The 23,324-nt window shown below is 50.6% G+C and carries 19 protein-coding genes; 10 read left to right on the plus strand and 9 right to left on the minus strand.

Features of this window, described 5'->3' with window-relative positions; all coding sequences use genetic code 11:
* The first annotated feature begins 610 nt into the window (after positions 1-610).
* A complete protein-coding gene (gene alaA, locus M975_RS12600) occupies positions 611-1,825 on the plus strand; it encodes an alanine transaminase AlaA (protein WP_064559907.1) in 1,215 nt (404 codons plus the stop codon).
* A gap of 63 nt (positions 1,826-1,888) precedes the next feature.
* Positions 1,889-2,488, plus strand: coding sequence for a 5'-deoxynucleotidase (gene yfbR, locus M975_RS12605; RefSeq protein WP_064559909.1), 600 nt, complete (start codon positions 1,889-1,891; stop codon positions 2,486-2,488).
* Between the two features lie 104 nt (positions 2,489-2,592).
* Here the strand turns inward: yfbR and M975_RS12610 are convergent, their stop codons facing one another.
* From M975_RS12610 to yfbV, 4 genes are all read right to left on the minus strand, one after another.
* Entirely contained in the window at positions 2,593-4,425 is a 1,833-nt protein-coding gene (locus tag M975_RS12610) for an SLC13 family permease (RefSeq protein ID WP_064559911.1), read from the minus strand.
* A 79-nt stretch (positions 4,426-4,504) separates the two neighbouring features.
* A complete protein-coding gene (locus M975_RS12615) occupies positions 4,505-5,185 on the minus strand; it encodes a sugar phosphatase (protein WP_157093377.1) in 681 nt (226 codons plus the stop codon).
* Positions 5,178-5,672 (minus strand): YfbU family protein, encoded by a 495-nt coding sequence (locus M975_RS12620; RefSeq protein WP_064559915.1) that lies wholly within the window; start codon positions 5,670-5,672, stop codon positions 5,178-5,180. Before M975_RS12620 ends, M975_RS12615 begins: the two co-directional genes overlap by 8 nt.
* Positions 5,673-5,746: 74 nt before the next feature.
* On the minus strand, positions 5,747-6,202 hold the full coding sequence (gene yfbV / locus M975_RS12625) for a terminus macrodomain insulation protein YfbV (RefSeq protein WP_064559917.1): 456 nt from the start codon (positions 6,200-6,202) through the stop codon (positions 5,747-5,749).
* 335 nt (positions 6,203-6,537) lie between these two features.
* Between yfbV and ackA the strand changes: the two genes are divergently transcribed.
* From ackA to M975_RS12650, 5 genes are all read left to right on the plus strand, one after another.
* Positions 6,538-7,740 (plus strand): acetate kinase, encoded by a 1,203-nt coding sequence (ackA, locus tag M975_RS12630; RefSeq protein ID WP_064559919.1) that lies wholly within the window; start codon positions 6,538-6,540, stop codon positions 7,738-7,740.
* A 132-nt stretch (positions 7,741-7,872) separates the two neighbouring features.
* The gene (gene pta / locus M975_RS12635) at positions 7,873-10,014 is read left to right on the plus strand and encodes a phosphate acetyltransferase (protein WP_064512699.1); all 2,142 of its coding nucleotides are present in this window, start codon (positions 7,873-7,875) and stop codon (positions 10,012-10,014) included.
* A gap of 387 nt (positions 10,015-10,401) precedes the next feature.
* Positions 10,402-11,448: an ABC transporter substrate-binding protein gene (locus M975_RS12640; RefSeq protein ID WP_064512701.1), complete on the plus strand. Its 1,047-nt coding sequence runs from the start codon at positions 10,402-10,404 to the stop codon at positions 11,446-11,448.
* A gap of 62 nt (positions 11,449-11,510) precedes the next feature.
* Entirely contained in the window at positions 11,511-12,323 is an 813-nt protein-coding gene (locus M975_RS12645) for an ATP-binding cassette domain-containing protein (protein WP_064559921.1), read from the plus strand.
* 3 nt (positions 12,324-12,326) lie between these two features.
* Complete coding sequence (locus M975_RS12650) at positions 12,327-13,580, plus strand: sugar ABC transporter permease (RefSeq protein ID WP_064512706.1); 1,254 nt, start codon at positions 12,327-12,329, stop codon at positions 13,578-13,580.
* Between the two features lie 91 nt (positions 13,581-13,671).
* Here the strand turns inward: M975_RS12650 and M975_RS12655 are convergent, their stop codons facing one another.
* The 4 genes from M975_RS12655 to dalD all read right to left on the minus strand — a co-directional run bounded on the left by M975_RS12655 (position 13,672) and on the right by dalD (position 18,583).
* A complete protein-coding gene (locus M975_RS12655; protein WP_064512708.1) occupies positions 13,672-14,346 on the minus strand; it encodes an HAD family hydrolase in 675 nt (224 codons plus the stop codon).
* Positions 14,347-14,394: 48 nt separating this feature from the next.
* Positions 14,395-15,675 (minus strand): RbtT/DalT/CsbX family MFS transporter, encoded by a 1,281-nt coding sequence (locus M975_RS12660; RefSeq protein ID WP_064512710.1) that lies wholly within the window; start codon positions 15,673-15,675, stop codon positions 14,395-14,397.
* 66 nt (positions 15,676-15,741) lie between these two features.
* Positions 15,742-17,205, minus strand: coding sequence for a xylulokinase (gene xylB, locus M975_RS12665; protein WP_064559923.1), 1,464 nt, complete (start codon positions 17,203-17,205; stop codon positions 15,742-15,744).
* 10 nt (positions 17,206-17,215) lie between these two features.
* Positions 17,216-18,583, minus strand: coding sequence for a D-arabinitol 4-dehydrogenase (gene dalD, locus M975_RS12670; protein WP_064512715.1), 1,368 nt, complete (start codon positions 18,581-18,583; stop codon positions 17,216-17,218).
* A gap of 213 nt (positions 18,584-18,796) precedes the next feature.
* On the opposite strand from dalD, the gene M975_RS12675 reads away from it, so the two are divergent.
* Positions 18,797-19,738 carry a sugar-binding transcriptional regulator gene (locus M975_RS12675; RefSeq protein WP_134185143.1) on the plus strand — a complete coding sequence of 314 codons (942 nt, stop codon included), beginning with the start codon at positions 18,797-18,799 and terminating at the stop codon, positions 19,736-19,738.
* 8 nt (positions 19,739-19,746) lie between these two features.
* On the opposite strand, the gene M975_RS12680 is transcribed toward M975_RS12675, so the two are convergent.
* Positions 19,747-20,769 (minus strand): LacI family DNA-binding transcriptional regulator, encoded by a 1,023-nt coding sequence (locus tag M975_RS12680; protein ID WP_064512717.1) that lies wholly within the window; start codon positions 20,767-20,769, stop codon positions 19,747-19,749.
* Between the two features lie 122 nt (positions 20,770-20,891).
* Between M975_RS12680 and M975_RS12685 the strand changes: the two genes are divergently transcribed.
* Positions 20,892-21,641: an SDR family oxidoreductase gene (locus M975_RS12685; protein ID WP_166671975.1), complete on the plus strand. Its 750-nt coding sequence runs from the start codon at positions 20,892-20,894 to the stop codon at positions 21,639-21,641.
* Positions 21,642-21,664: 23 nt separating this feature from the next.
* Complete coding sequence (locus tag M975_RS12690) at positions 21,665-23,284, plus strand: FGGY-family carbohydrate kinase (protein WP_064512720.1); 1,620 nt, start codon at positions 21,665-21,667, stop codon at positions 23,282-23,284.
* The last annotated feature ends 40 nt before the right edge of the window (positions 23,285-23,324 follow it).

The following is a 23,324-nucleotide window of genomic DNA, read 5'->3' on the forward strand; positions in this document are numbered from 1 at the left end:
CGAACCAGCAATAAAACATAAGGTTACGTAATATTCAGCAAAAGTACTTACCATTTTCAGTAGCGTATCTTACCGTAAATCGTAGTAAGTCATAACTTTTGTTGCGAATTATCTGATCTCATTCTATTTTTTTAATTCATTCTTCAGTTGAGTAAACACTAAAGCTTCAGATGGCTTCTGATGTAAACAGAAGCAACTTAACTCTATTCATTGTTTATATAAATCACATTCCCAGTTAATTTTACATACATATTATTAACTCCCGTTAATGCATTCACTTTAACCTTAAGCATGAATATTCAATTTTCCTTAACTATTACTCAATTTAATACGCAAAACGATCAGCATCACTCACTACAATCGCTGCGATCAGGCAGTTAATTGAATCAGAAATAACACCGTTAGTTATATTTTTTATCGCATAATGAACAACCTACAGAATATAACGCCGCAAAATTGCTATTCAGTTCATTTTTTCACTTTCCTTACCTTTAAAAGATTAATTGCGTTTCCACGCTTCGACAACCTTCAAATCTGCGCGTGTCAGGAGTACATTGTTGCCTGGTCGCTTCCACGGCAGGAAGTGGCGCTAACATTTAAGGTCAGGTTCATGTCCCCTATCGAAAAATCCAGCAAACTTGATAACGTCTGTTATGACATCCGTGGCCCAGTACTCAAAGAGGCTAAGCGTCTTGAAGAAGAAGGGAATAAAGTCCTCAAGCTGAATATTGGCAATCCTGCGCCTTTTGGCTTTGATGCCCCGGATGAGATTCTTGTCGATGTGATTCGTAACCTGCCTACGGCTCAGGGTTACTGCGACTCGAAAGGGCTCTACTCCGCTCGCAAAGCCATCATGCAGCATTATCAGGCACGTGAAATGCGGGACGTGACAGTTGAAGATATCTACATCGGCAACGGTGTTTCCGAGCTGATCGTTCAATCAATGCAAGCATTGCTCAACAGCGGCGATGAAATGCTGGTCCCTGCCCCTGATTACCCTTTATGGACTGCGGCGGTTTCGCTTTCGAGTGGTAAAGCCGTTCACTATTTATGTGATGAGTCAGCAGGCTGGTTCCCGGACCTTGATGATATTCGCGCTAAAATCACACCTCGAACTCGCGGCATCGTGATTATTAACCCGAACAACCCAACCGGCGCGGTTTACTCTAAAGAGTTGCTGCTGGAAGTGGTGGAAATCGCGCGTCAGCATAATTTGATTATTTTTGCTGATGAAATCTACGACAAGATTCTGTACGACGCAGCACAACATCATTCAATTGCGGCACTGGCCCCAGATCTGCTGACCGTGACCTTTAATGGCCTGTCGAAAACTTATCGTGTTGCCGGCTTCCGCCAGGGCTGGATGGTTCTCAACGGGCCGAAGAAGCACGCCAAAGGTTATATCGAAGGGCTGGAGATGCTGGCGTCGATGCGTCTGTGCGCGAACGTGCCTGCTCAGCATGCAATTCAGACGGCGTTGGGTGGCTATCAGAGTATCAGCGAATTTATCGCACCAGGTGGGCGTCTGTATGAACAGCGTAACCGTGCCTGGGAGTTGATTAACGATATTCCTGGTGTTTCCTGTGTGAAACCGCAGGGTGCGCTGTATATGTTCCCGAAAATCGACGCTAAACGCTTTAACATCCACGACGACCAAAAAATGGTACTGGATTTCTTATTGCAAGAAAAAGTGCTTTTGGTTCAAGGAACAGCATTTAACTGGCCGTGGCCGGATCACGTACGTATCGTGACCTTACCGCGTGTTGATGAGCTGGAAATAGCCATCCAAAAATTTGGACGCTTCCTCGGTCATTACCACCAGTAATTTTTGGCTTCAAAGGGTGGATAAGCGTAAGCTGAATCCACCCTACTGATACCGAGTGTACCGATGAGCCAGAGCCATTTCTTTGCCCACCTTTCACGTCTGAAATTAATCAATCGTTGGCCGCTGATGCGTAATGTGCGTACCGAAAACGTTTCGGAGCATAGCCTGCAAGTCGCGATGGTCGCTCATGCTTTAGCTGTGATTAAAAACCGCAAATTTAACGGGCAGATTAATGCCGAGCATGTCGCTTTGCTGGCGATGTATCACGATGTCAGTGAAGTCTTAACGGGTGATCTCCCAACACCTGTTAAATACTTCAACTCGCAGATTGCTCACGAATACAAAGCCATTGAGAAAATTGCCCAGCAAAAGTTGATCGATATGGTGCCAGAAGAGTTACGCGATATCTGGGCGCCGTTAATCGATGAACATCAAAGTAGCGATGAAGAACGAGCAATCGTCAAACAGGCTGATGCGCTGTGCGCTTATCTGAAATGTCTTGAAGAGCTTTCTGCCGGGAACAATGAGTTTTTGCTGGCGAAAAGCCGTCTTGAGAAAACGCTGGCGGACCGCCACAGCGAAGAGATGGATTATTTCATGAATGTCTTTGTGCCAAGCTTCCAGCTTTCGCTCGATGAGATAAGCCAGGACTCACCGCTTTAACTCTGATTATTGCGCCCTTACCCTAACCCTCTCCCCCAGGAGAGGGAATTATCCGGATTGGTGCTCCCCTCTCTCTCAGGGAGAGGGGCGGGGTGAGGGTTGTTTTAGAATGGGAATAACATCGGCACCATCACCACACTCACCACCATAACAATCACCGTAAAGGGCACACCCATCTTCACAAAATCGCTGAACTTATAATTTCCTGGCCCCAGAACGAGTGTATTAACGGGTGACGACACAGGAGTCATAAACGCAGCAGAGGCAGCAAGTGCTACGATCATGGCAAATGGATAAGGGGAAACCCCCATCGATTTTGCCGCAGCCAACGCAATAGGCGCCATTAACACCGCGGTCGCGGTGTTTGAAATAAACAAACCAATCGCGGCGCACATTACAAACAGGCAAATCAGCATCATATGCGGACCGTAGCCACCGCCCAGGCTCATTAACCCGTTCACAATCAAGTCCACCCCGCCCGTTTTTTGCAGTGCAAGGGCGAAAGGCATCATGCCGACAATCAAAATAATACTCGGCCAGTGAACTGCTTTATACGCGCTTTCCATATCAATACAGCGGAACTTGCCCATCAGCAAACAGGCAATAATGGCCGCGATGGTGTTAGGAATTTCGTCCGTCAGCATCAGGGCGACCATCAACGCCAGGCAGAAAATCGCATGGGGTGCCTGGCTATGCGCTGGAGACGCCTCGCCCTCTTCGACTGGCAAATTGAGAACCAGGAAATCGCGGCCTTTTTGCTGTAACTGGCTAATCAGTTTCCAGTCGCCGACAACCAGCAAGATATCGCCAAGCTGTAGCGCCTCATCAACCAACAGCCCTTCCATCGCCTCGCCATTACGACGTAAACCAACGACGTTCAGGCCGTAACGGGTACGGAAGCCTATTTCACGCAGCGTCTGCCCAATCAGTTCGGATTCTGGGATTAACGAAACCTCGGCCATGCCAACATCCAGCGCCTGGTCCGAGAAATACTCGCCGCGCAAAACCATCGGCTCAAGCATTTGCTCGCTACAAAATTCGCGCAGATCAACTTCAGAAGCTGACATATCAATCAACAGCACGTCACGAGCGCGAAATTCGGTGACACCAGTAACGTTGACGATAACCCGGCGGAATTTGCGCCAGCGTTCAAGGCCAATCACGTTTGCGCCATAACGCTCACGCAATTTTAAATCATCAAGACGGCGCCCAACCATGGGCGAACCAGGGCGTATTGCCAAGCGACGCGCACGGCCAGTCAGCCGGTAATCTTTAATCAGATCGCGAAAAGTACGCCGGCGCCAGTCTTGCTTGCCGTCGTCTTTGTTCTGCCCTTTTAGGGCAAAACGCGCAATCAGCATATAGCCTATGCCCAGCAGCAAAATGACCACGCCGATGGGAGTCACGCTGAAGAAATGGAACCCCTGCAACCCTTCGCGCAACAGTTCGCTGTTTACGACCAGATTGGGTGGTGTGGCGACCAGCGTCATCATGCCGCTAATTAAGCCCGCAAAACTCAACGGCATCATTAAGCGCGATGGTGAGGTTTTCATGCGCATCGAAACACTCAGTACCACGGGGATAAATATCGCGACCACACCCGTCGAACTCATAAATGCGCCAAGGCCTGCAACGGTGAGCATCAACAAAACCAGCATTTTGGTTTCGCTGCTACCCGCAACATCCACCAGCCATGCCCCCATTTTTGTGGCTACACCCGTGCGTACAAGGCCATCGCCGATAATAAAGAGTGCAGCAATAAGGATAACGTTGGGATCACTAAAACCTGAGAAGGCTTCGTTGAGAGTGAGTGTGCCGCTGAGGACAAAAGCAATAATCACAAGTAAAGCGACCGCATCCATACGCACTTTTCCGGTGGCGAATAACACCACTGCCATCGCTAACAGCGATAAAACCCAAATGAGTTCTGAGTTCAAAACAATTCCCTGTAAGTTGTCTCTGAGCCAAAAATCTTGCCATAAAAAAGCCCCGCTATCGCGGGGCTAAATCATGTGTTTAGTGTTTTCTAAGCACTTCGACTGTGCCATCTGGCAACTTCTGAACCAGAAGCTCAGTCAACGAATGCAGAGCATAATCGACATGCTCGAGGCGCGGCGTATCGGCTGGCGCATTGACCGCAATGACATGGCAACCCGCAGAAAGGCCGGATAACACACCCGCAGGTGCATCTTCCACCACGACACACTCTTCAGGCTCGAAACCTAATAACTGCGCACCGAGCAGGTAGGCGTCAGGCTCAGGCTTACCACGCGCGACACGTTCTGCTGTAACAAGCACTTCAGGCGCAGGCAGTCCGCCCGCAGCACGGCGAGCAGAGGCCACTGGGAAAGAACCGGAAGTGACAATCGCCCATGGAATACCCGCTTCGTTCAGATGAGTCAGCAGTTCAACCGCACCCGGTAAGGCGACGATACCGTCAGTGTCTTCAGACTCGATTTTCTCAAGACGCAAAAACTCCTGCTGGATCTCTTCTTCAGACGCGCCCGCCATAAAGTGACGTAAAGACGTAATCGCCTGTTTGCCGTGAATGAAGGCCAATACTTCTTGTGGCGAAATATCGAATCGCTTTGCCCAGTTAATCCATGCACGCTCGACTGCTGGCAGGGAGTCAACCAGAGTCCCATCCAAATCAAACAAGAAACCTTTGCACTTCACAATGCATCTCCCCTCAGGCATTAATAATTTGCGCGATCTCGTTCGCACTTAAATGATACTGGCGTGGGCATGAATGCCACACTTTCAACATACGCTGATATTTTTCCCACATAGGTGTCTGCGCGTTGAAGCCATGAGTACCGGCATCAAAATGCGCATAACGACCTTCGATGTTCACCATAAAGCGAATATAACCCAGGAAGCGGGCTTCAGTGGCCGCATCAAAACCGAGGAACGTCACACGGCGTTCGTCGATGTCTTGATTGTCTTTCAGGTTAGTCCAGGAGACGTGCAACGCGTGGTACATCTCCATAATATCGATAACAGTGCGGCAGGTTTCTTCCGTCAGTTCCCCAAACTCACGATCCAACTCGCGCATTTGCAGGCCATAGCCACGCTCAATGATTGTTTGCAGGCGACGATAACGCTCGGCGTTGTCCGGGTCGAGCATGGTCATCATTTTGTACTGATTAGATAAAATCAGACGCTGGGCGTTAGTCATTTCCATTTCTTAGCTCCTGTTGCGCAAAGTTGAGTACTCTGCGAAAAATATCCTTCTTTATATGCGTAACGGCAGGGATTTTACAAATCATCAAGAAATGTTTTGTCCAACTGCTTAAACGCACGCTTCAGAACCTCGGCCAACGCCTGGTAGTCTGGCTTGCCTTCAATAGGCGTTAGCGCCTGCCCGGCATCTTGTAATTTGCCCCGAACTTCATAGAACCAGCTCAGGATTGTCGGCGGCAGTGGTGTCACGGAACGCTTGCCTAACCACCAAAGTCCCTGCATTGGCAAACTACAAGCAAATAAAGCGGTTGCTACCGCAGGGCCGAGTTGACCGCCCAGCGCAATTTGCCAGGTCAGCGTAAACACAGCGAGCGGAGGCATAAAGCGGACGGCAAAACGCGTGGCACGAATGACGCGGTTTTCCACGAAGACAGGCGCGAGGCGTTTATCGACAGGCCAGGTCTTCGAATAGTGTTGTCCACGGCTGAACAGGCTAAACCAGCTTACATGGCTATTTAGGGGTGTCGACATGGCTTTACCTCAACTTCACATATAAAAAATAAAATTTTTGTGCAAAACAACAACTCTAAATTACATGGTTCAAAATATTTTGTCTTTAGCTGCTGCAATCGGGTATCCTGTGCCGGCCTTGATGGCCGTAGAAGGGAAACCGCAGGTTGTCAAATTTTTGCTCAGTTCGCTATTGCCGGTAAATCACGCAATATGGCGTAAACTCTAGAGTATTTATTCGTCATGCCAAAAAAACGCTTCTGGCATGACGTTAATCATAAATGTCTGTCTCATCATGCGCTACGCTGAGAGACTAAATGACGTTTTTTTAGCCACGTATAAAAGTAGGTACTTCCATGTCGAGTAAGCTAGTACTGGTTCTGAACTGCGGTAGCTCTTCACTGAAATTCGCAATTATTGATGCTTTAAACGGTGATGAGTACCTCTCTGGTTTAGCCGAATGTTTCCATCTTCCTGAAGCACGTATCAAGTGGAAAATGGATGGCGGTAAACAAGAAGCGGCTTTGGGTGCAGGCGCCGCTCACAGCGAAGCTCTGAACTTTATGGTTAATACCATTTTGGCACAAAAACCTGAATTGTCCGAGCAGCTGACCGCTATCGGCCACCGTGTTGTTCACGGCGGCGAGAAGTACACCAGCTCCGTTGTTATCGACGAGACCGTGATTCAGGGTATCAAAGATACTGCTTCTTTTGCACCACTGCATAACCCGGCACACCTGATCGGTATTGCTGAAGCACTGAAATCTTTCCCTAAACTGGCTGATAAAAACGTTGCTGTGTTCGACACCGCGTTCCATCAGACCATGCCAGAAGAGTCTTATCTTTATGCTCTGCCGTACAACCTGTACAGAGAGCACGGTGTTCGTCGCTACGGCGCACACGGCACCAGCCACTTCTATGTGACTCAAGAAGCCGCGAAAATGCTGAACAAGCCAGTGGAAGAAGTTAACCTGATCACTTGCCACCTGGGCAACGGCGGTTCTGTTTCTGCTATCCGTAACGGCAAGTGTGTTGACACCTCTATGGGTCTGACTCCGCTGGAAGGTCTGGTGATGGGCACCCGTTCTGGTGACATCGATCCAGCTATCATCTTCCACCTGCACGACTCCCTGGGCATGAGCGTTGATGACATCAACAAAATGCTGACCAAAGAGTCTGGCCTGCTGGGTCTGACTGAAGTCACCAGCGATTGCCGTTATGTTGAAGATAACTACACCACTAAAGAAGATGCTAAACGTGCAATGGACGTGTTCTGCCATCGCCTGGCGAAATACATCGGTTCTTACACTGCACTGATGGAAGGTCGTCTGGACGGCGTTGTTTTCACTGGTGGTATCGGTGAAAACGCTGCAATGGTACGTGAACTGTCTCTGGGCAAACTGGGTGTTCTGGGCTTTGAAGTTGACCACGAACGCAACCTGGCTGCTCGTTTCGGCAAATCAGGCTACATCAACAAAGAGGGTACCGTTCCTGCGATGGTCATTCCGACTAACGAAGAACTGGTTATCGCTCAGGATGCATCTCGCCTGACCGCTTGATTCTCCTTACCGCCAGCCTTCGCTGGCGGTGTTGTTTTCTGAGCCCTGAAAAGGGCTATACCCAAAATAATTCGAGTTGCTGCAATCCTCTGCGACCCGAAATATGCCGGGTATATACAAAGAGGTTATACCGTGTCCCGTACTATTATGTTGATCCCTACCGGAACCAGCGTCGGCCTGACCAGCGTCAGCCTTGGTGTTATCCGTGCTATGGAACAAAAAGGCGTTCGCCTTAGCGTTTTCAAACCTATCGCCCAACCGCGTACCGGTGACGATACTCCAGATCAAACCACCAGCATCGTGCGTGCTAACTCCAACATCCCAACGGCTGAGCCGCTGCACATGAATCACGTTGAGTCGCTGCTGTCGAGCAACCAACAAGACGTGCTGATGGAAGAGATCATTGCCAACTTCCACGCCAGCAGCAAAGACGCTGAAGTGGTTCTGGTTGAAGGTCTGGTTCCTACTCGCAAGCATCAGTTTGCGCAGTCTCTGAACTACGAAATCGCAAAAACGCTGAATGCTGAAATCGTCTTCGTTATGTCCCTGGGCAACAACTCCCCAGAGCAGATGAAAGAGCGCATCGAGCTGGCACGTAGCAGCTTTGGCGGCAGCAAGAACACCAACATCACTGGCGTAATCATTAACAAACTGAACGCCCCAGTTGATGAGCAAGGTCGTACTCGCCCTGACCTGTCCGAGATTTTTGATGACTCCACTAAAGCGAGCATCGCGAATATCGATCCTAAAGCACTGTTCGCCGACAGCCCGCTGCCAGTTCTGGGCTGTGTGCCATGGAGCTTTGATCTGATTGCTACTCGCGCCATTGATATGGCGCGTCACCTGAACGCAACCATCATCAACGAAGGCGACATCAAAACTCGTCGCGTGAAGTCTGTGACCTTCTGTGCGCGTAGCATTCCGCACATGCTGGAACACTTCCGTCCGGGTTCTCTGCTGGTCACTTCCGCAGACCGTCCAGACGTGCTGGTTGCAGCGTGCCTGGCCGCAATGAACGGTGTAGATATCGGTGCAGTTCTGCTGACCGGTGGTTACGAAATGGACCCACGCGTGACCAAACTGTGTGAGCGTGCATTCGCAACTGGCCTGCCGCTGTTCATGGTTGACACTAACACCTGGCAGACTTCCCTGAGCCTGCAAAGCTTCAACCTGGAAGTCCCAACTGACGACCATCAGCGTATCGAGAAAGTGCAGGAATATGTGGCAAGCCACATTGATGCAAACTGGATCGAATCTCTGACTGCAACTTCTGAGCGTAGCCGTCGTCTGTCACCTCCAGCATTCCGTTATCAGCTCACTGAGCTGGCACGTAAAGCGGGCAAACGTGTTGTTCTGCCAGAAGGTGAAGAGCCACGTACCGTGAAAGCGGCATCTATCTGTGCTGAACGCGGTATCGCAACTTGCGTACTGTTGGGTAACCCGGATGAAATCACCCGTGTTGCTGCGGCGCAAGGCGTTGAACTGAGTGCTGGCATCGAAATCGTTGACCCGGAAGTGGTTCGCGAAAGCTACGTTGCACGTCTGGTTGAGCTGCGTAAGAGCAAAGGCATGACCGAAGCTGTTGCGCGTGAGCAACTGGAAGACAACGTTGTGCTGGGTACTTTGATGCTTGAGCAAGACGAAGTTGACGGTCTGGTTTCTGGTGCTGTTCACACTACCGCGAACACCATTCGTCCACCATTGCAGCTGATCAAGACTGCCCCAGGCAGCTCTTTGGTTTCTTCTGTGTTCTTCATGCTGCTGCCAGAACAGGTTTACGTTTACGGCGACTGCGCGATCAACCCGGACCCAACTGCTGAGCAACTGGCAGAAATCGCTATTCAGTCTGCGGATTCCGCTGCTGCATTCGGTATCGATCCACGCGTTGCAATGCTGTCCTACTCCACCGGCACTTCTGGTGCAGGTAGCGACGTTGAGAAAGTACGTGAAGCTACACGTATTGCTCAAGAAAAACGTCCTGACCTGGTCATCGATGGTCCGTTGCAGTACGACGCCGCAGTTATGGCTGACGTTGCTAAATCTAAAGCGCCAAACTCACCGGTTGCGGGTCGCGCTACCGTGTTCATCTTCCCAGACCTGAACACCGGTAACACCACCTATAAAGCGGTACAGCGCTCAGCAGACCTGATCTCCATCGGGCCAATGCTGCAAGGTATGCGTAAACCAGTCAACGACCTGTCTCGTGGCGCACTGGTAGACGATATCGTTTACACCATCGCTCTGACTGCGATTCAGTCTTCTCAACAAGACTAAGTTCTTCTGAGAAGCAAAAAGGCCGCATTTATATGCGGCCTTTTTTATTATCTTTCACCCCTCCCGATCCAGCTTATCGTCGTACCCTCCCCACTCTTCTATTCTGCTGTTAATCACAAAAATCACATCGCTTTTCTGAGTTATCTTGACAACCTAAATGAGTAGTGGCAATTCTGCTTCACCGATTGAGCAAATGTAAATCAGATGATAAATAAAAGTTTAATTTCTGGTTTCACGGTAGCAAGATGGGGATGTTCAGCATAATTCTTGAGTGAAACAGTGATAAAGGAAATTTACCTTATATTGCAATAAGTTAAAACATACCCTTCGCCTCAGCGATGCCGTACAGAGGCGATTATCGTGTTCGGATCAGCGAGGAGCAGAAAGATGCAATATCGTACTATGTTCAAAGCAACCCTTATGGTCGTATTAGGTTTTACTGGCGCAGTTCATGCTCAGGAAGCGGCAACCGTCGCCTTTTTAATGCCTGACCAGGCCTCGACCCGTTACGAACAACATGATTTCCCCGGCTTTAAAACCGAGCTAAATAAGATTTGCCAGCAGTGCAAAGTTATCTACCAAAACGCCAACGCCAATGCCTCGTTGCAACAACAGCAATTCAACTCAGCGATTGCCCAGGGTGCGAAAGTCATTGTGCTTGATCCTGTTGATTCATCCGCCGCCGCGGGCCTGGTAGAAATTGCGCACTCCCAAGGCGTCAAAGTGATTGCCTACGATCGCCCTATCCCCGCAAAACCTGCCGATTTTTATATTTCGTTTGATAACGAAGGAATCGGATATGCCATTTCCAAATCGCTGGTTGAGCACATGAAAACATCCGGCGTTCCCGCAGGCGCAGGCGTGCTTGAAATCAACGGTTCGCCGACGGATGCCGCGGCGGGTCTGATTCGCGATGGTATTCATCGTGGGCTTAAAGACTCGGGCTATAAAACACTGGCAGAATTTGACACGCCAGAGTGGGCTCCGCCAAAAGCGCAGGAGTGGACCGCAGGCCAAATCACGCGTTTTAGTGACCAGATTAAAGGCGTTGTGGCGGCAAACGACGGCACTGGCGGCGGTGCCATTGCCGCATTCAAAGCGGGTGGCGTGCAGCCGATTCCACCGGTTACCGGTAATGATGCGACCATTGCCGCACTACAGTTAATTATCGCAGGCGATCAATACAACACTATTTCTAAACCATCGGAAATTGTCGCCGCGGCTGCCGCCAATGTTGCCGTGCAATTAATTAACGGGCAGACACCGAAAGCGACTTCGACTCTCTATAACACGCCTTCGCAGCTATTTGTCCCGGCAGTTATTACGTCCAAAAATATCAAAGCAGAAATTTTTGATAAGAAAATCCAGACCCCGGAACAGGTTTGTACGGGTGAATATCAAGAGGCCTGTAAGAAATTAGGTATTACTCACTAAGTCACGACTCATGCGTCCGTAAATCTTCTTACGGACGCACTGACGATATTAAGGTTCTGGCTATGTTAATTGAAAATGACCTCGCGCCTCGCACTGATAAGCCGCTGCTTAAATTAAGTAAAATCTCTAAAAACTTTGGTGCAGTTTCTGCGCTAACCGATATTGATCTTGATGTTTACGCCGGGGAAGTCGTCGCCCTGGTGGGTGATAACGGCGCGGGAAAATCAACGCTAGTAAAAATATTAGCGGGGGTTCATCAACCCACTTCCGGCATGGTTGAATTCGAGGGGGAATTAATCTCTCTCGATACGCCAGGAAAGGCGCTGGAATATGGTATTTCAACCGTCTTTCAGGATTTGGCGTTATGTGAAAATTTAGATGTGGTGGCGAATTTGTTTCTCGGGCACGAATTATCGGCCTGGCAGCTTGATGAAGTGACGATGGAAGTCCGCGCCTGGACGCTTTTAAAAGAGCTGGCTGCGCGCATTCCTTCGGTACGCGAGCCGGTCGCTTCGTTGTCCGGCGGCCAGCGCCAAACTGTGGCGATTGCCCGTTCGCTTCTGCTTAACCCGAAAATCATCATGCTGGATGAACCAACTGCGGCACTTGGCGTGGCGCAAACAGCCGAAGTACTTAACCTGATTGAACGCGTTCGCGAGCGCGGTCTGGGGGTCATTATCATCAGTCATAATATGGAAGATGTGCGGGCCGTCGCAGACAGAATTGTCGTATTACGTCTGGGCCGCAATAAAGGCATTTTCACACCCGAATCTACCAATCAGGAATTAGTGGCGGCCATTACCGGAGCGACAGAAAATTCCGTCTCACGTCGGGTGGAAAGAAAAACAACCGAACATACGTTGGGGGCGAATTAAGCGATGACGACCAATAAACCACTGCTTCCCGAAACCCGGTTAGATCGCAGCGATGAGCGCGTCGACCATCAGGATAATATCTTTGGCTTGCTGCGCGCTTATATTACCCGGATTAAAACGGGCGATTTAGGGATGATTCCCGTGGTGCTAGGGCTGATTATAATTTCGATTGTTTTCACCCTTCTCAACCCGATTTATATGGCCCCGAATAATCTCGTTAATATGTTATTTGACTGTGCGACCGTCGGGTTTATTTCGCTGGGGATTGTTTGTGTATTGCTGTTAGGTGAGATCGATCTCTCGGTCGGTTCGATGAGCGGCCTGGCGTCGGCAATTATTGGCGTGCTGTGGGTGAATCAGGGTTGGTCCGTAGTTGGCGCTATCGCCGTTGCACTCGCGGTTGGCGCAGTGGTTGGCCTGATTTATGCCGAGCTTTACAGCCGTTTAGGGATGCCGAGTTTTGTGGCGACGTTGGCCGGGCTTCTGGCGCTGCTCGGGATGCAACTTTATATTCTCGGGCCATCAGGCAGTATCAACCTCCCCTATGTTTCGCCGCTGGTGCGTTTCGGCCAGGTCTTAGTTATGCCCGGTTGGATGGCGCATATTTTTGCGCTGTTACCCGGTATCGTGATGCTCGCCCAGGGTTTTCGCACCCGCACACGCCGTGCCGCAGCAAATTTGTCTTGCGAACCGCTCAGCTCTTTGTGGGCTCGCAGTCTGTTTATGACCGCTGTTTTTGAATTTATGGTGTTTTATCTCAACATCGGTCGCGGTGTGCCATGGGTTTTCGGCTTGTTTATCCTCGTGGTCGTCGTGCTTAACTACGCGCTCAAAAGAACAAAATGGGGCCGGTCGATGTTTGCCGTGGGTGGCAACCGTGAAGCCGCTCGCCGTTCAGGTATTAACGTGCGCGGTATTTATATTAGTGCATTTATGATTTGCTCTGTGCTGGCAACCACCGGCGGCATTCTTGCCGCATCACGCCTGGCGTCCGCCAGCCAACAAGCCGGTACCGGAGATGTCAATTTAAACGCCATTGCGGCGGCGGTTATTGGCGGTACGAGTCTGTTTGGCGGCCGAGGAAGCGCCTATTCCGCCCTGCTGGGTATTATTGTTATTCAGTGTATTTCTAACGGGCTGACGCTACTTAATTTGCCTTCGTCGCTGCGATATATGATTACAGGCGGCGTACTTGCGATTGCCGTCATCGTCGACTCCGTGGCCAGACGTTCACGCGTAACCCATGGGCGCGCCTGACAGACGTTAGATTAAGAAAGTGAAAGGAAGCGCAGAAACCAGGATGTCAGACCGTTCACTCCCCTGGATGATTTCTGCGCTTCCGTATTAGTCAGCAACTGGCTCTTAGCGCCGGTTCGCTGTGAAGATTTAGAGCATGACTAAGTTCAGTTAGCGTTGAGTAATGCCCAGCTGCCGAAGCGAATTTTGGTTCATGGCAATCAGGGGCAACAACAAAGGTTTTAATCTCAGCCCGCCGGGCGGCGGTAAAGCCATTAAGGCTGTCTTCAATGACCCGACATTGAGCGGCTTGCAGGCCCAGTTTTCGCATTACGGTCAGGTAAACGGCGGGATGCGGTTTACCAAAGCTCTCTTCATCAGCGCTACAAATCACGCCAAACCATTGCCAGAGATCTAATTTATCAAATACAGCCTCGATAACTTCCGGGCTGGATGACGTTGCCAGCGCAAGGCGATAACCCTTGCGATGAAAACATTCTAACACCTGATATAACCCATTCATTGCCATCCCTTTTTCCCGAATAGCATTACAGACTCGCGCAATGATTTGTTTCTCAAGCCATTGTGGTTCAACCGTCAGAAATTGCTTTTCACACCAGATGCGCGCAATTTCATCAATGCGCTTTCCTTTGGTGAGTTCTTCGCATTCTGCGGCGGTTATAGCAACGCCCTGGTCTGCCAGCATTTCGATTTGCGCATCCTGCCAAAAACCTTCGGAATCAATAATGACGCCATCCATATCAAAAATAATCGCTTGCAAGCTCATTGCTGTTCCATTTGGATTAGGCTGGCGCAGCACGCCAGCCGTAATGTATTAAGATGCCCTTACCGTCACGTCATCAGCGACGCGAACCGCGCTTTCAAAGCCTGGCTGTTCGACACGGATAAAGTGGCAAAGGAAGAAGGCGATAATATAAAGCGTGGTATACGCAATAACGACGCCGATAGTGCTGAAGTAAGGCAGCAGCACCACCGCAATGGCCGGAGCCAGAAAGTTGGACAAGCCCGCAGAGAGGTTGTAAACCGAAATCGCTGCCCCTTTGTGGCGAGGCTCCAGCGCCGGGAATACCGCCGCCATTGGCACAAACGCTGCCACAAAAATACCTAAAGCAATTGCCGGGATCAGCGCCATACCGAAGTTATGGCCAAAGTATTGCGGTACGTAGTAAAACGCCAGGCTTGATGCCGCCATACCCAGACATCCAAACCAACGCACCACGCGCATCCAACCTAGCTTTTCCGCGACGATACCCCAGAAAATATTGGAGAAAATGGTGGTAAAGAAAAACGCCGCCCATATCTGTAACCATTCAGATGTCGTAAAGCCCAGCTCGTCCACAAACATCAGCGGCATAATCACGGCAAAACCGAATAAAGAAAGAGTGTTGATGATACGAACCATGCTCGAATACATAATGCTGCGGTTGGTATAGAGCAAAGTGATTGCACGACCTAGCTCATTGAACTTCTCTTTGGTGGTCAGGTTATGCATGTGCGTTGGGGTCTGTACCTTACGCAGCGAAATCATCGCTATCAACCCGCCAGCCAGGCAGAAGAACAGCGCCATCCATAACGTCCCTAACTCCCCAACAAGTGGAATAGTAAAACTTGGAATATAGCTACCCGCTACACCGATGCCGATGGAATATACTGCCCAGTACCAGCCAAGTGCTGAACTGGCATTTTCACTCTTAACGTTATGAATAATCACCACAATGAAAGAGTAAAGGAACAGTGGGTAAGCAAACCCACGGATTCCGTAAAACAGCAGGATCAGCGGATAGTTTGCGTGCCCCAGACCAAAAACCAGGAAAAGGACATGGAATACGCACCACAGCACAAAACCGATAAACATGGTTTTCTGCGGTGTAATAATTTCAGCAACTACGCCAGATACCCACGCAGACAGTGCTGCGGCAAGGCCATAAAGCGTAAAGGCAAAAGAGGCTTGAGCGGGAGAGAATCCCAACTCTTTGATGTAGTGGGATAAGAATGCCAGCTCAAAACCGTCTCCGGTCATAAACACAGCAATAGCGATGTAACCCCACAGCAGGTGTAGCGGTAACCCAAACCACTGTTTATTAGTAATAGACATAGTGACCTCATTTTTGTGTACAGGGTATCCCCCGGCCTTCGCCGGGGTGTTTTTTTATTATAAAAATCAGTGAGTTCTAAAATGCAGATCGTTCAGATATAGAGACTTAAATTGTGTGTATCTTTTCATCAAACTCGTGTGTTGCTCAGGGCGAGCAATCCATGTCTGGTAGATTTCTGGTTTCTTGCAAACCGTTTCCAAATCTTTACCTGTAGCCAGGCATGCCAGCCGGGCAGCACCGAGTGCACCACCCGTTTCCCCTCCCTTATGTGTCACGACGGGCATATTGAGGACATCCGCCAGTAACTGTGCCCAAAGCGGGCTACGCGCACCGCCACCTACTAAAGAACATTGGTCGATATGGGTGCCACTTTCCTGCAACACACGCAGACCATCGGCGAGACCAAAACTGACACCTTCCAGCACGGCATAGCCCATAGTGGCGCGATTGCTGGCATGGGTCAGACCGTGGAACATTCCTCTTGCATTCGGGTCGTTATGGGGCGTTCGTTCGCCAGACAGATAAGGTAAAAACATCGGCGCGTTAGCTTTTTCGCTGTCGCTTAATTGCGCCACTTCTTCCAGTAATGCCAATTCAGTTACGCCCACCAGTCGGCAGAACCATTGCAGGCAACTTGCAGCACTGAGCATCACGCTCATCTGGTGCCAGCGTTCAGGCAAAACGTGGCAAAATGCGTGTACGGCAGAAGCTGGTGCCGGGCGATAAGCCTCATTCACCACAAATAAAACCCCGGAAGTACCGAGAGAAATAAACGCATCACCTGGGCTTACAGCCCCTACGCCAATAGCACTGACTGCGTTATCACCCCCACCACCGGCTACGACTACCGACGGGTTTAATCCCCAGCGTTTCGCTATTTCTGGAGCAAGCGTTGCGGATACTTCGCAGCCTTCAACCAGCGCAGGCATGTTGCGTCTTGAAAGCCCACATTTTTCCAGCAGGGCGTCGGACCAGTCGCGTTTCGCCACATCAAGCCAGAGCGTGCCTGCGGAGTCAGACATGTCAGAGATTTTTTTATCTGTCATGCGAAAGCGCAGGTAATCTTTCGGCAGTAGAACCGTGTCGATACGTTTGAAATTCTCAGGTTCATGGCGGCGAACCCACAACAGTTTCGGTGCGGTGAAACCAGGCATGGCGAGGTTCCCGGCGATCGAATGTAGTTCTGGAGCGATCTCTTCCAGCTCAGCACATTCAAGTGCGCTGCGGGTGTCGTTCCATAAAATCGCCGGACGGATGACCACGCCCGCAGCGTCGAGCAACACTGCGCCGTGCATTTGCCCAGAAAGACCGACCGCTTTGATCGCAGACCAATGCTTTTCACATTTGTCTTTAAGCGTGGTCATCAAATAATCGGTGGCATCCCACCATGCCTGAGGGCTTTGTTCTGACCAGTGTGGATGAGGCCGCTGAATGGTCAGCGGCACGCTGTGGCTAGTGACTATCTCGCCATCTTCATTGATAACCAGCGCCTTAACTTCAGAAGTTCCAAGATCGATGCCTAAATACATGGTTCACCTCTTAGCGAATCAGTGTGTAAACAGCCTGAATTTTTTCACGCAGCAGCGCGGCGAAATCATCACGAGTCGCTAATTCCCCAAACAGGGCTTTGTCGCTGGCAAAAAGCGCAATCGGGTCTTCGGCGTTAAACATGGCATGAACCGCGTCGGCATCCAGAATGCCGTCCTGGTATTCATAAGGCAGTTGGCCTTTGTGCCACTGTTCCATATAGACAAAGAACAGCGCAGGCAACATTGCCGTGGCATGCGGGACGGCACCGCGCTGGTAGCATTCAAGCATCGTTGGGGTAATCATCGCCGGGATTTTGGAGAAACCATCGGCGGCGACGCGCTGGTTGGTATCTTCGATATACGGGTTGGTGAAGCGCTTGAGCACCACGTCACGGTATGTCGGTAAATCGATGCCGTTATTCCCAAGGCTTGGGATCACATCTTCGGTGACATAGCGGTCAGCAATAGCGTAGATAGCGTCGGTCAGGGTGCTTTCATGGATAAACTGTTTACCCATCAGTGTTCCGGCCCAGGCAATGCAGCTGTGGGAGGCGTTAAGAATGCGGATTTTTGCCTCTTCGTAAGGAATAACCGATTCGACCATCTCCACGCCGACCGCTTCCAGATCGGGGCGCACATCGCGGAAATTGTCTTCGACGACCCACTGAATAAAGGTTTCACCCATCACCGGAGCTTTGTCGTCAGTACCGGTTTTCTCTTTAATACGCGCCGGCAAATCTGCCGCCGGGCGTGGAGTGATACGGTCCACCATGGTATTCGGGCAAGTAGCATTGGCCTTCAGCCATTCAATTACCGCCTGCTTTCCGGTCAGAGTCAGGAACTCAACAAGACCATCATGGAAGCGTTCGCCGTTGTGACGCACGTTATCGCAGTTGAGCAGCGTTAACGGTCCGGCATTGTTGGCCATGCGTTGCTCAAGAATGCGGGTAATCACGCCGTAAATCGTTTTATTACCACCCTGCAAATCACAGGCTAAATCTGCGTTATTCACTTCTAATTGATGAGTGGTATTCAGGTAGTAACCCCCTTCCGTGACGGTAAAGGCGATCACTTTCGTTTCAGGCTTCGCGCCCTCTGTAATCAGCGGTTGTAAATCAGCCTGCCATGGCAACAACTTCTGAATAGATGTTATTTCTTCGTATACACGCTCACCTTCTGGGCTGACGGTTTCTAACACGTAGCGGCCCTTTTGCGCGGTGAGTGCGGCAACCACATGTTCTGCATCATTACGGATGTTACCTGCGGCGATATGCCAGCGAGCATCACCCTGCGCAATCAAGCGGTGTAAGTACCAGGCCTGATGAGCGCGGTGAAAAGATCCCAGACCAATGTGTAACCAGGTATTTTGCGTAGCCATAACGTTGCTCTCCATTTCAGTTTGTGGTGAAGAATGTAATGGAACAATTAACCAAATTAAGAGCTTTACGTCACAAAAGAGCAAATGACCGTAAAAATTACAAATGACCAAAAACAAATAAAATAGAGTTGCCTGCATCGCCTGCACACGCCAAAATGCAGGGATTCGCTGGGGATATTAAACATCTCCGGAAAACTTAAGGTGCTGAATAAATTGATAACTGAAGAAGATATACGGTTGGATCAGAAAGTTCGCGCCGCGTGGATGTACTACATTGCCGGGCAAAACCAGAGCGAGATAGCCACCCAACTTGGTACTTCACGCCCGGTCGTTCAGCGCCTGCTAGCGGCTGCAAAAGAAGAAGGCATCGTTTCTATTGGGTTGAATCACCCTGTCGCCAGTTGCCTGAATTACGCCCAGATGCTGAAAGAAAAATACGGCCTGATTGAATGCAATGTGGTACCCGCCTTTACCAGCGATATGACGCTCGACAGCGTTTCCTTCGGCTGTTATCAGCTGATGGAGAAATACCTGCGCAGCGATAACGAAAAAGTTATCGGCATCGGCTCAGGGCTTACGTTGAAAAAGACCATCAAGCGGATTGATTTCGACAGCCCGAACACGCGCTGCGTGGCGTTAATCAGCGCCATGGATGCAGACGGGAAATGTAACTATTACGACGATGTGCCTTTGCTATTGGCAAGTAAAATCCAGGCCAATTATTACCAATGGCCCGCGCCACGCTACGCACAAACGTCCCTTGAGCACCAGATGTGGTGTTCGAATCGCCTATTTAATAATGTTTCAAATGTCGCCCTGCAAGCGGACGTTATTTTTGTCGGCATCGGCGCGCTCAACCAGGAAAGCCCGATTTTCAAAGATGGGTTTATTACTTTTGAGCAGCTCGAAATGCTGACGCGGCAAGGTGCTATCGGCGAAGTTTTGGGGCGTTTTATTGATGAGAACGGCGATGTTGTCGAGAGCGATATAAACAATCTCATCACCAGCTATGATATTCGTCGCAGCGATTGCCCGCGCATTGCAGCGGCCTGTGGTGAAGATAAGCGCCCGGCGATTTTTTCAGCGCTCAAGGGCAAATGGATTAACGGCCTGGTCACCGATGAACACACTGCCCGCTGGCTGCTGACCCGCTAATTAGGCGGTTACAATGGTGTTCCGCAACTAAGCGTGGGCGGAATTTCGATACATTGAATCTTCGTGTCGCCCGAATCAATGATTGAAAAAGCCGCTTCCAGCATGGCCGGAACATCCTGCCTGATCATATCAATATCATGCCCAAGCAGCGGCACAAACGGGTCCCAGTCAAAACATCCCATCGGCGGCTGTCTCTCGCCTGTTTGTCCTCGCGCAGACAACCACTGGACGACACCTTCCAGTGAAATGGTGGAGTTAACGAACAAACCGTAGAGGCCATCTTCTGGCGGCGTAAATTCCGCAAGCGTCTCCTGAACATGTTTTGGCGAATAACCATCGATATAAATGTTCTTCGCTGACACCACCAGCCCCGCTTCCTGATGGGCATCTCTAAACCCACGCAGGCGTTCACGTGTGTTGTGATCGTTGCGCCGCCCACCAACAAACGTCAGCGAAATTTTTTGCCCAAGGCGTTTTTCCGCATTGAGCAAAATACGCTCGGTAAGTAGCTTTGCGCCGCCATAGTTATCAGAAATAACCGACGGAGCCAGCGTGCCAGGTAAGTCGAGGTTTAAGGTATGGACGCCTGCCTGAGAGCATAGCTCGGAGATTTCATCAGGCCGGGTCGCCCCGGTGGCAATCACCCATTCCACCTGCCACGAAAGCATGGTGCGCACGGCGTCAATTTCCAGTTCTGGGTTACGACGGGTGCAGGTAATGATCGGGAAAAGACCGCGTTCACGGGCCATCTCTTCAAATTTTTCAACGATTGAACCGAAATAACGGTTGTCGTATTTCGGCACAATCATGCCAATAACCCGCGATTTTTCTTTGCGCAGCAAACTGGCCTGCCGGTTCACGGCGTAGCCCTGCTCCTGCGCGACTTGAGTGACCTTTTCCGCCAGTTTTGCGCTGATCCGGCGCTTCTTCCAGTTGCCGTTCAGAATTGCGCTTACCGCACTCGCTGAAACGCCTGTCAGTTCCGCCAAATCGTAAATGGTAATTTTCTTCGTTTTCCTGGCGCGTATCACAAATTTTTCTCTCCGTTTTTAATCATGCTTGCTGCAAATTTCATCTGGTGCTAAATCTGCTCTATCGATTGAGCAAAAATGATTACATCCCAAAATTCTGACCCACTGAAAAGGATTATAAAATGAAAAACGCCGTACCCTCTATGAATAGCTCTCTTGACGGAAAAGTTGCTGCGATTACCGGTGCCGCTTCTGGTATTGGTCTTGAGTGTGCCAGAACTTTACTGGCTGCTGGCGCGAAAGTTGTGCTGATTGACCGCGACGGCGAAAAGCTGCAAAAACTGACCGCTGAAATGGGTGAAAATGCCTTTCCGCTGGTGGTCGATTTAATGCAACCACAGCAGGTCGACAATATTCTCGACGGCATTTTGAAACTCGCCGGGCGCCTGGATATCTTCCATGCCAACGCCGGGGCATATATTGGCGGCCCAATAGCTGAGGGCGATCCGGATGTCTGGGATCGCGTCCTCAATCTCAATATTAATGCCGCATTCCGCAGTGTTCGCGCAGTTCTGCCTCATCTTATCGCACAGAAATCGGGTGATATCATCTTCACCAGTTCGATTGCAGGCGTGGTGCCTGTGATTTGGGAGCCGATTTATACCGCCTCAAAATTTGCCGTGCAGGCATTTGTTCACTCAACGCGTCGCCAGGTTGCGCAATATGGTGTGCGTGTGGGCGCAGTGTTGCCAGGCCCGGTGGTTACCGCTCTGCTCGATGACTGGCCGAAAGAAAAAATGGAAGAAGCGCTGGCAAACGGTAGCCTGATGCAGCCGATTGAAGTCGCTGAGTCCGTGCTGTTTATGGTCACCCGCAATAAAAATGTGACCGTCCGTGATTTGGTCATTCTGCCAAACAGCGTGGATTTGTAATCCCAGGGGAACGGGTGACAAAGATGAGAAATGAAACTGTAGAGAAAAATACCATTATCGGCGTGGATGTCGGATCCGGAAGCGTGCGCGCCGGGATTTTCGATCTTTCAGGCCATTTACTTGCCCATGCGACGCAACCGATCACCACGTTTCGAAGCTCCGGTAAAAAAGTTGAGCAGTCGAGCAATGAAATCTGGCGGGCCGTGTGTCAGACCATTCGTGAAGTAGTAAGCGCTGCGGGTGTATTGCCTACGAGCGTCAGCGGCATTGGCTTTGATGCGACCTGTTCGTTAGTGGTGTTGGGGAAAGATGGCGCGCCGCTGCCCGTAAATGATGCGAACGAAGCCGAACGCAATATTATTGTCTGGATGGATCACCGCGCCACCGAACAGGCCGAACGCATTAACCAGACGCAGCATCCAGTTTTACAGTACGTCGGCGGCAAAATTTCACCGGAAATGGAAACGCCAAAAATCCTCTGGCTGAAAGAGAATCGTCGGGAGATTTACGACAACGCCTGGCAATTCTTTGATCTGGCGGATTTTCTTACCTGGCGTTCCACGGGCGATCTGGCACGATCGACCTGCACCGTGACCTGCAAATGGACCTATCTGTCCCATGAAAAACGTTGGGATCCAGATTATTTCCGCACCATTGGGCTTGATGAACTGGCACAGGAAGATTTTTTACGAATCGGCCAGGAGATCAAAGAACCGGGCACGCCATGCGGCCAAGGCCTAAGTGCCGCAGCAGCGGACGAGATGGGTTTACTGGTTGGGACACCTGTTGCTATCGGCATGATTGACGCCCACGCCGGGGGCATCGGAACTGCGGGTGTCGACAAAGGCGCTTTGCATAATCTGGCGTGGGTGTTTGGTACTTCCGCCTGCACGATGACTTCCACGCAAGATCCCGTTTACATTCCAGGCGTCTGGGGGCCGTACTACAGTGCAATGGTTCCGGGAATGTGGCTAAGCGAAGGCGGCCAAAGTGCTGCGGGTGCGGCAATCGATCAGCTTGTCACTTTCCATCCTGCGGCGGCGGAAGCCAAAAAACAGGCGCAAGCGCTTGATGTGCCGCTCCCGGTTTACCTTGCGGATTTGGCGCTGGCTAAAATCACCGATCCTTCCCGCGCGATAGAAATGGCTCGCGGCCTGCATGTGGTGCCAGAGTTTTTAGGCAACCGCGCGCCGTTTGCCGATCCGCAAGCTAAAGCTGTTATTGCCGGGTTAGGTATGGAGCGTGACCTGGATAACCTGATTGCCCTGTATGTCGCCGGGCTGTGCGGGATTGGCTATGGCCTGCGCCAAATTGTTGATGCGCAGCGTCAGCAAGGCGTAAAGACCGATAAAATTGTGATTAGCGGTGGCGCAGGCCAGCACCCGCTGGTGCGTCAGTTGCTGGCAGATGCCTGCGATTTGCCGATCATCACCACAAAATGCAGCGAGCCGGTACTGCTGGGGTCAGCCATTCTGGGAGCCGTTGCCGGAAAAGTGGCGTCAACCGTACAAGAGGCCATGGCCTCCATGACGCAATTAGACAGGCAATTTGAACCGCAAGAGGCGTATCGCCAGACACACCACGCCCGCTATGAAAGTTATAAACTTTTGCAGCAGACCGCTAAGGCGATTCGGGATAACTGATTGAGTGCTGATTTAGTACAGATACCCGCCCCGGATAAAC

It is taken from the genome of Buttiauxella brennerae ATCC 51605 (assembly GCF_001654925.1).
GTDB lineage: Bacteria > Pseudomonadota > Gammaproteobacteria > Enterobacterales > Enterobacteriaceae > Buttiauxella > Buttiauxella brennerae.

What these genes read in the sequence shown, in the direction of transcription:
- M975_RS12660 (WP_064512710.1), bottom strand. Translation starts at nt 15,675, where the DNA reads ATGTCTATTACTAATAAACAGTGGTTTGGGTTACCGCTACACCTGCTG.
- yfbV (WP_064559917.1), bottom strand. Translation starts at nt 6,202, where the DNA reads ATGTCGACACCCCTAAATAGCCATGTAAGCTGGTTTAGCCTGTTCAGC.
- M975_RS12640 (WP_064512701.1), top strand. Translation starts at nt 10,402, where the DNA reads ATGCAATATCGTACTATGTTCAAAGCAACCCTTATGGTCGTATTAGGT.
- M975_RS12645 (WP_064559921.1), top strand. Translation starts at nt 11,511, where the DNA reads ATGTTAATTGAAAATGACCTCGCGCCTCGCACTGATAAGCCGCTGCTT.
- M975_RS12615 (WP_157093377.1), bottom strand. Translation starts at nt 5,185, where the DNA reads ATGCCTGAGGGGAGATGCATTGTGAAGTGCAAAGGTTTCTTGTTTGAT.
- M975_RS12655 (WP_064512708.1), bottom strand. Translation starts at nt 14,346, where the DNA reads ATGAGCTTGCAAGCGATTATTTTTGATATGGATGGCGTCATTATTGAT.
- ackA (WP_064559919.1), top strand. Translation starts at nt 6,538, where the DNA reads ATGTCGAGTAAGCTAGTACTGGTTCTGAACTGCGGTAGCTCTTCACTG.
- yfbR (WP_064559909.1), top strand. Translation starts at nt 1,889, where the DNA reads ATGAGCCAGAGCCATTTCTTTGCCCACCTTTCACGTCTGAAATTAATC.
- M975_RS12690 (WP_064512720.1), top strand. Translation starts at nt 21,665, where the DNA reads ATGAGAAATGAAACTGTAGAGAAAAATACCATTATCGGCGTGGATGTC.
- M975_RS12650 (WP_064512706.1), top strand. Translation starts at nt 12,327, where the DNA reads ATGACGACCAATAAACCACTGCTTCCCGAAACCCGGTTAGATCGCAGC.
- alaA (WP_064559907.1), top strand. Translation starts at nt 611, where the DNA reads ATGTCCCCTATCGAAAAATCCAGCAAACTTGATAACGTCTGTTATGAC.
- M975_RS12620 (WP_064559915.1), bottom strand. Translation starts at nt 5,672, where the DNA reads ATGGAAATGACTAACGCCCAGCGTCTGATTTTATCTAATCAGTACAAA.
- xylB (WP_064559923.1), bottom strand. Translation starts at nt 17,205, where the DNA reads ATGTATTTAGGCATCGATCTTGGAACTTCTGAAGTTAAGGCGCTGGTT.
- dalD (WP_064512715.1), bottom strand. Translation starts at nt 18,583, where the DNA reads ATGGCTACGCAAAATACCTGGTTACACATTGGTCTGGGATCTTTTCAC.
- M975_RS12685 (WP_166671975.1), top strand. Translation starts at nt 20,892, where the DNA reads ATGAAAAACGCCGTACCCTCTATGAATAGCTCTCTTGACGGAAAAGTT.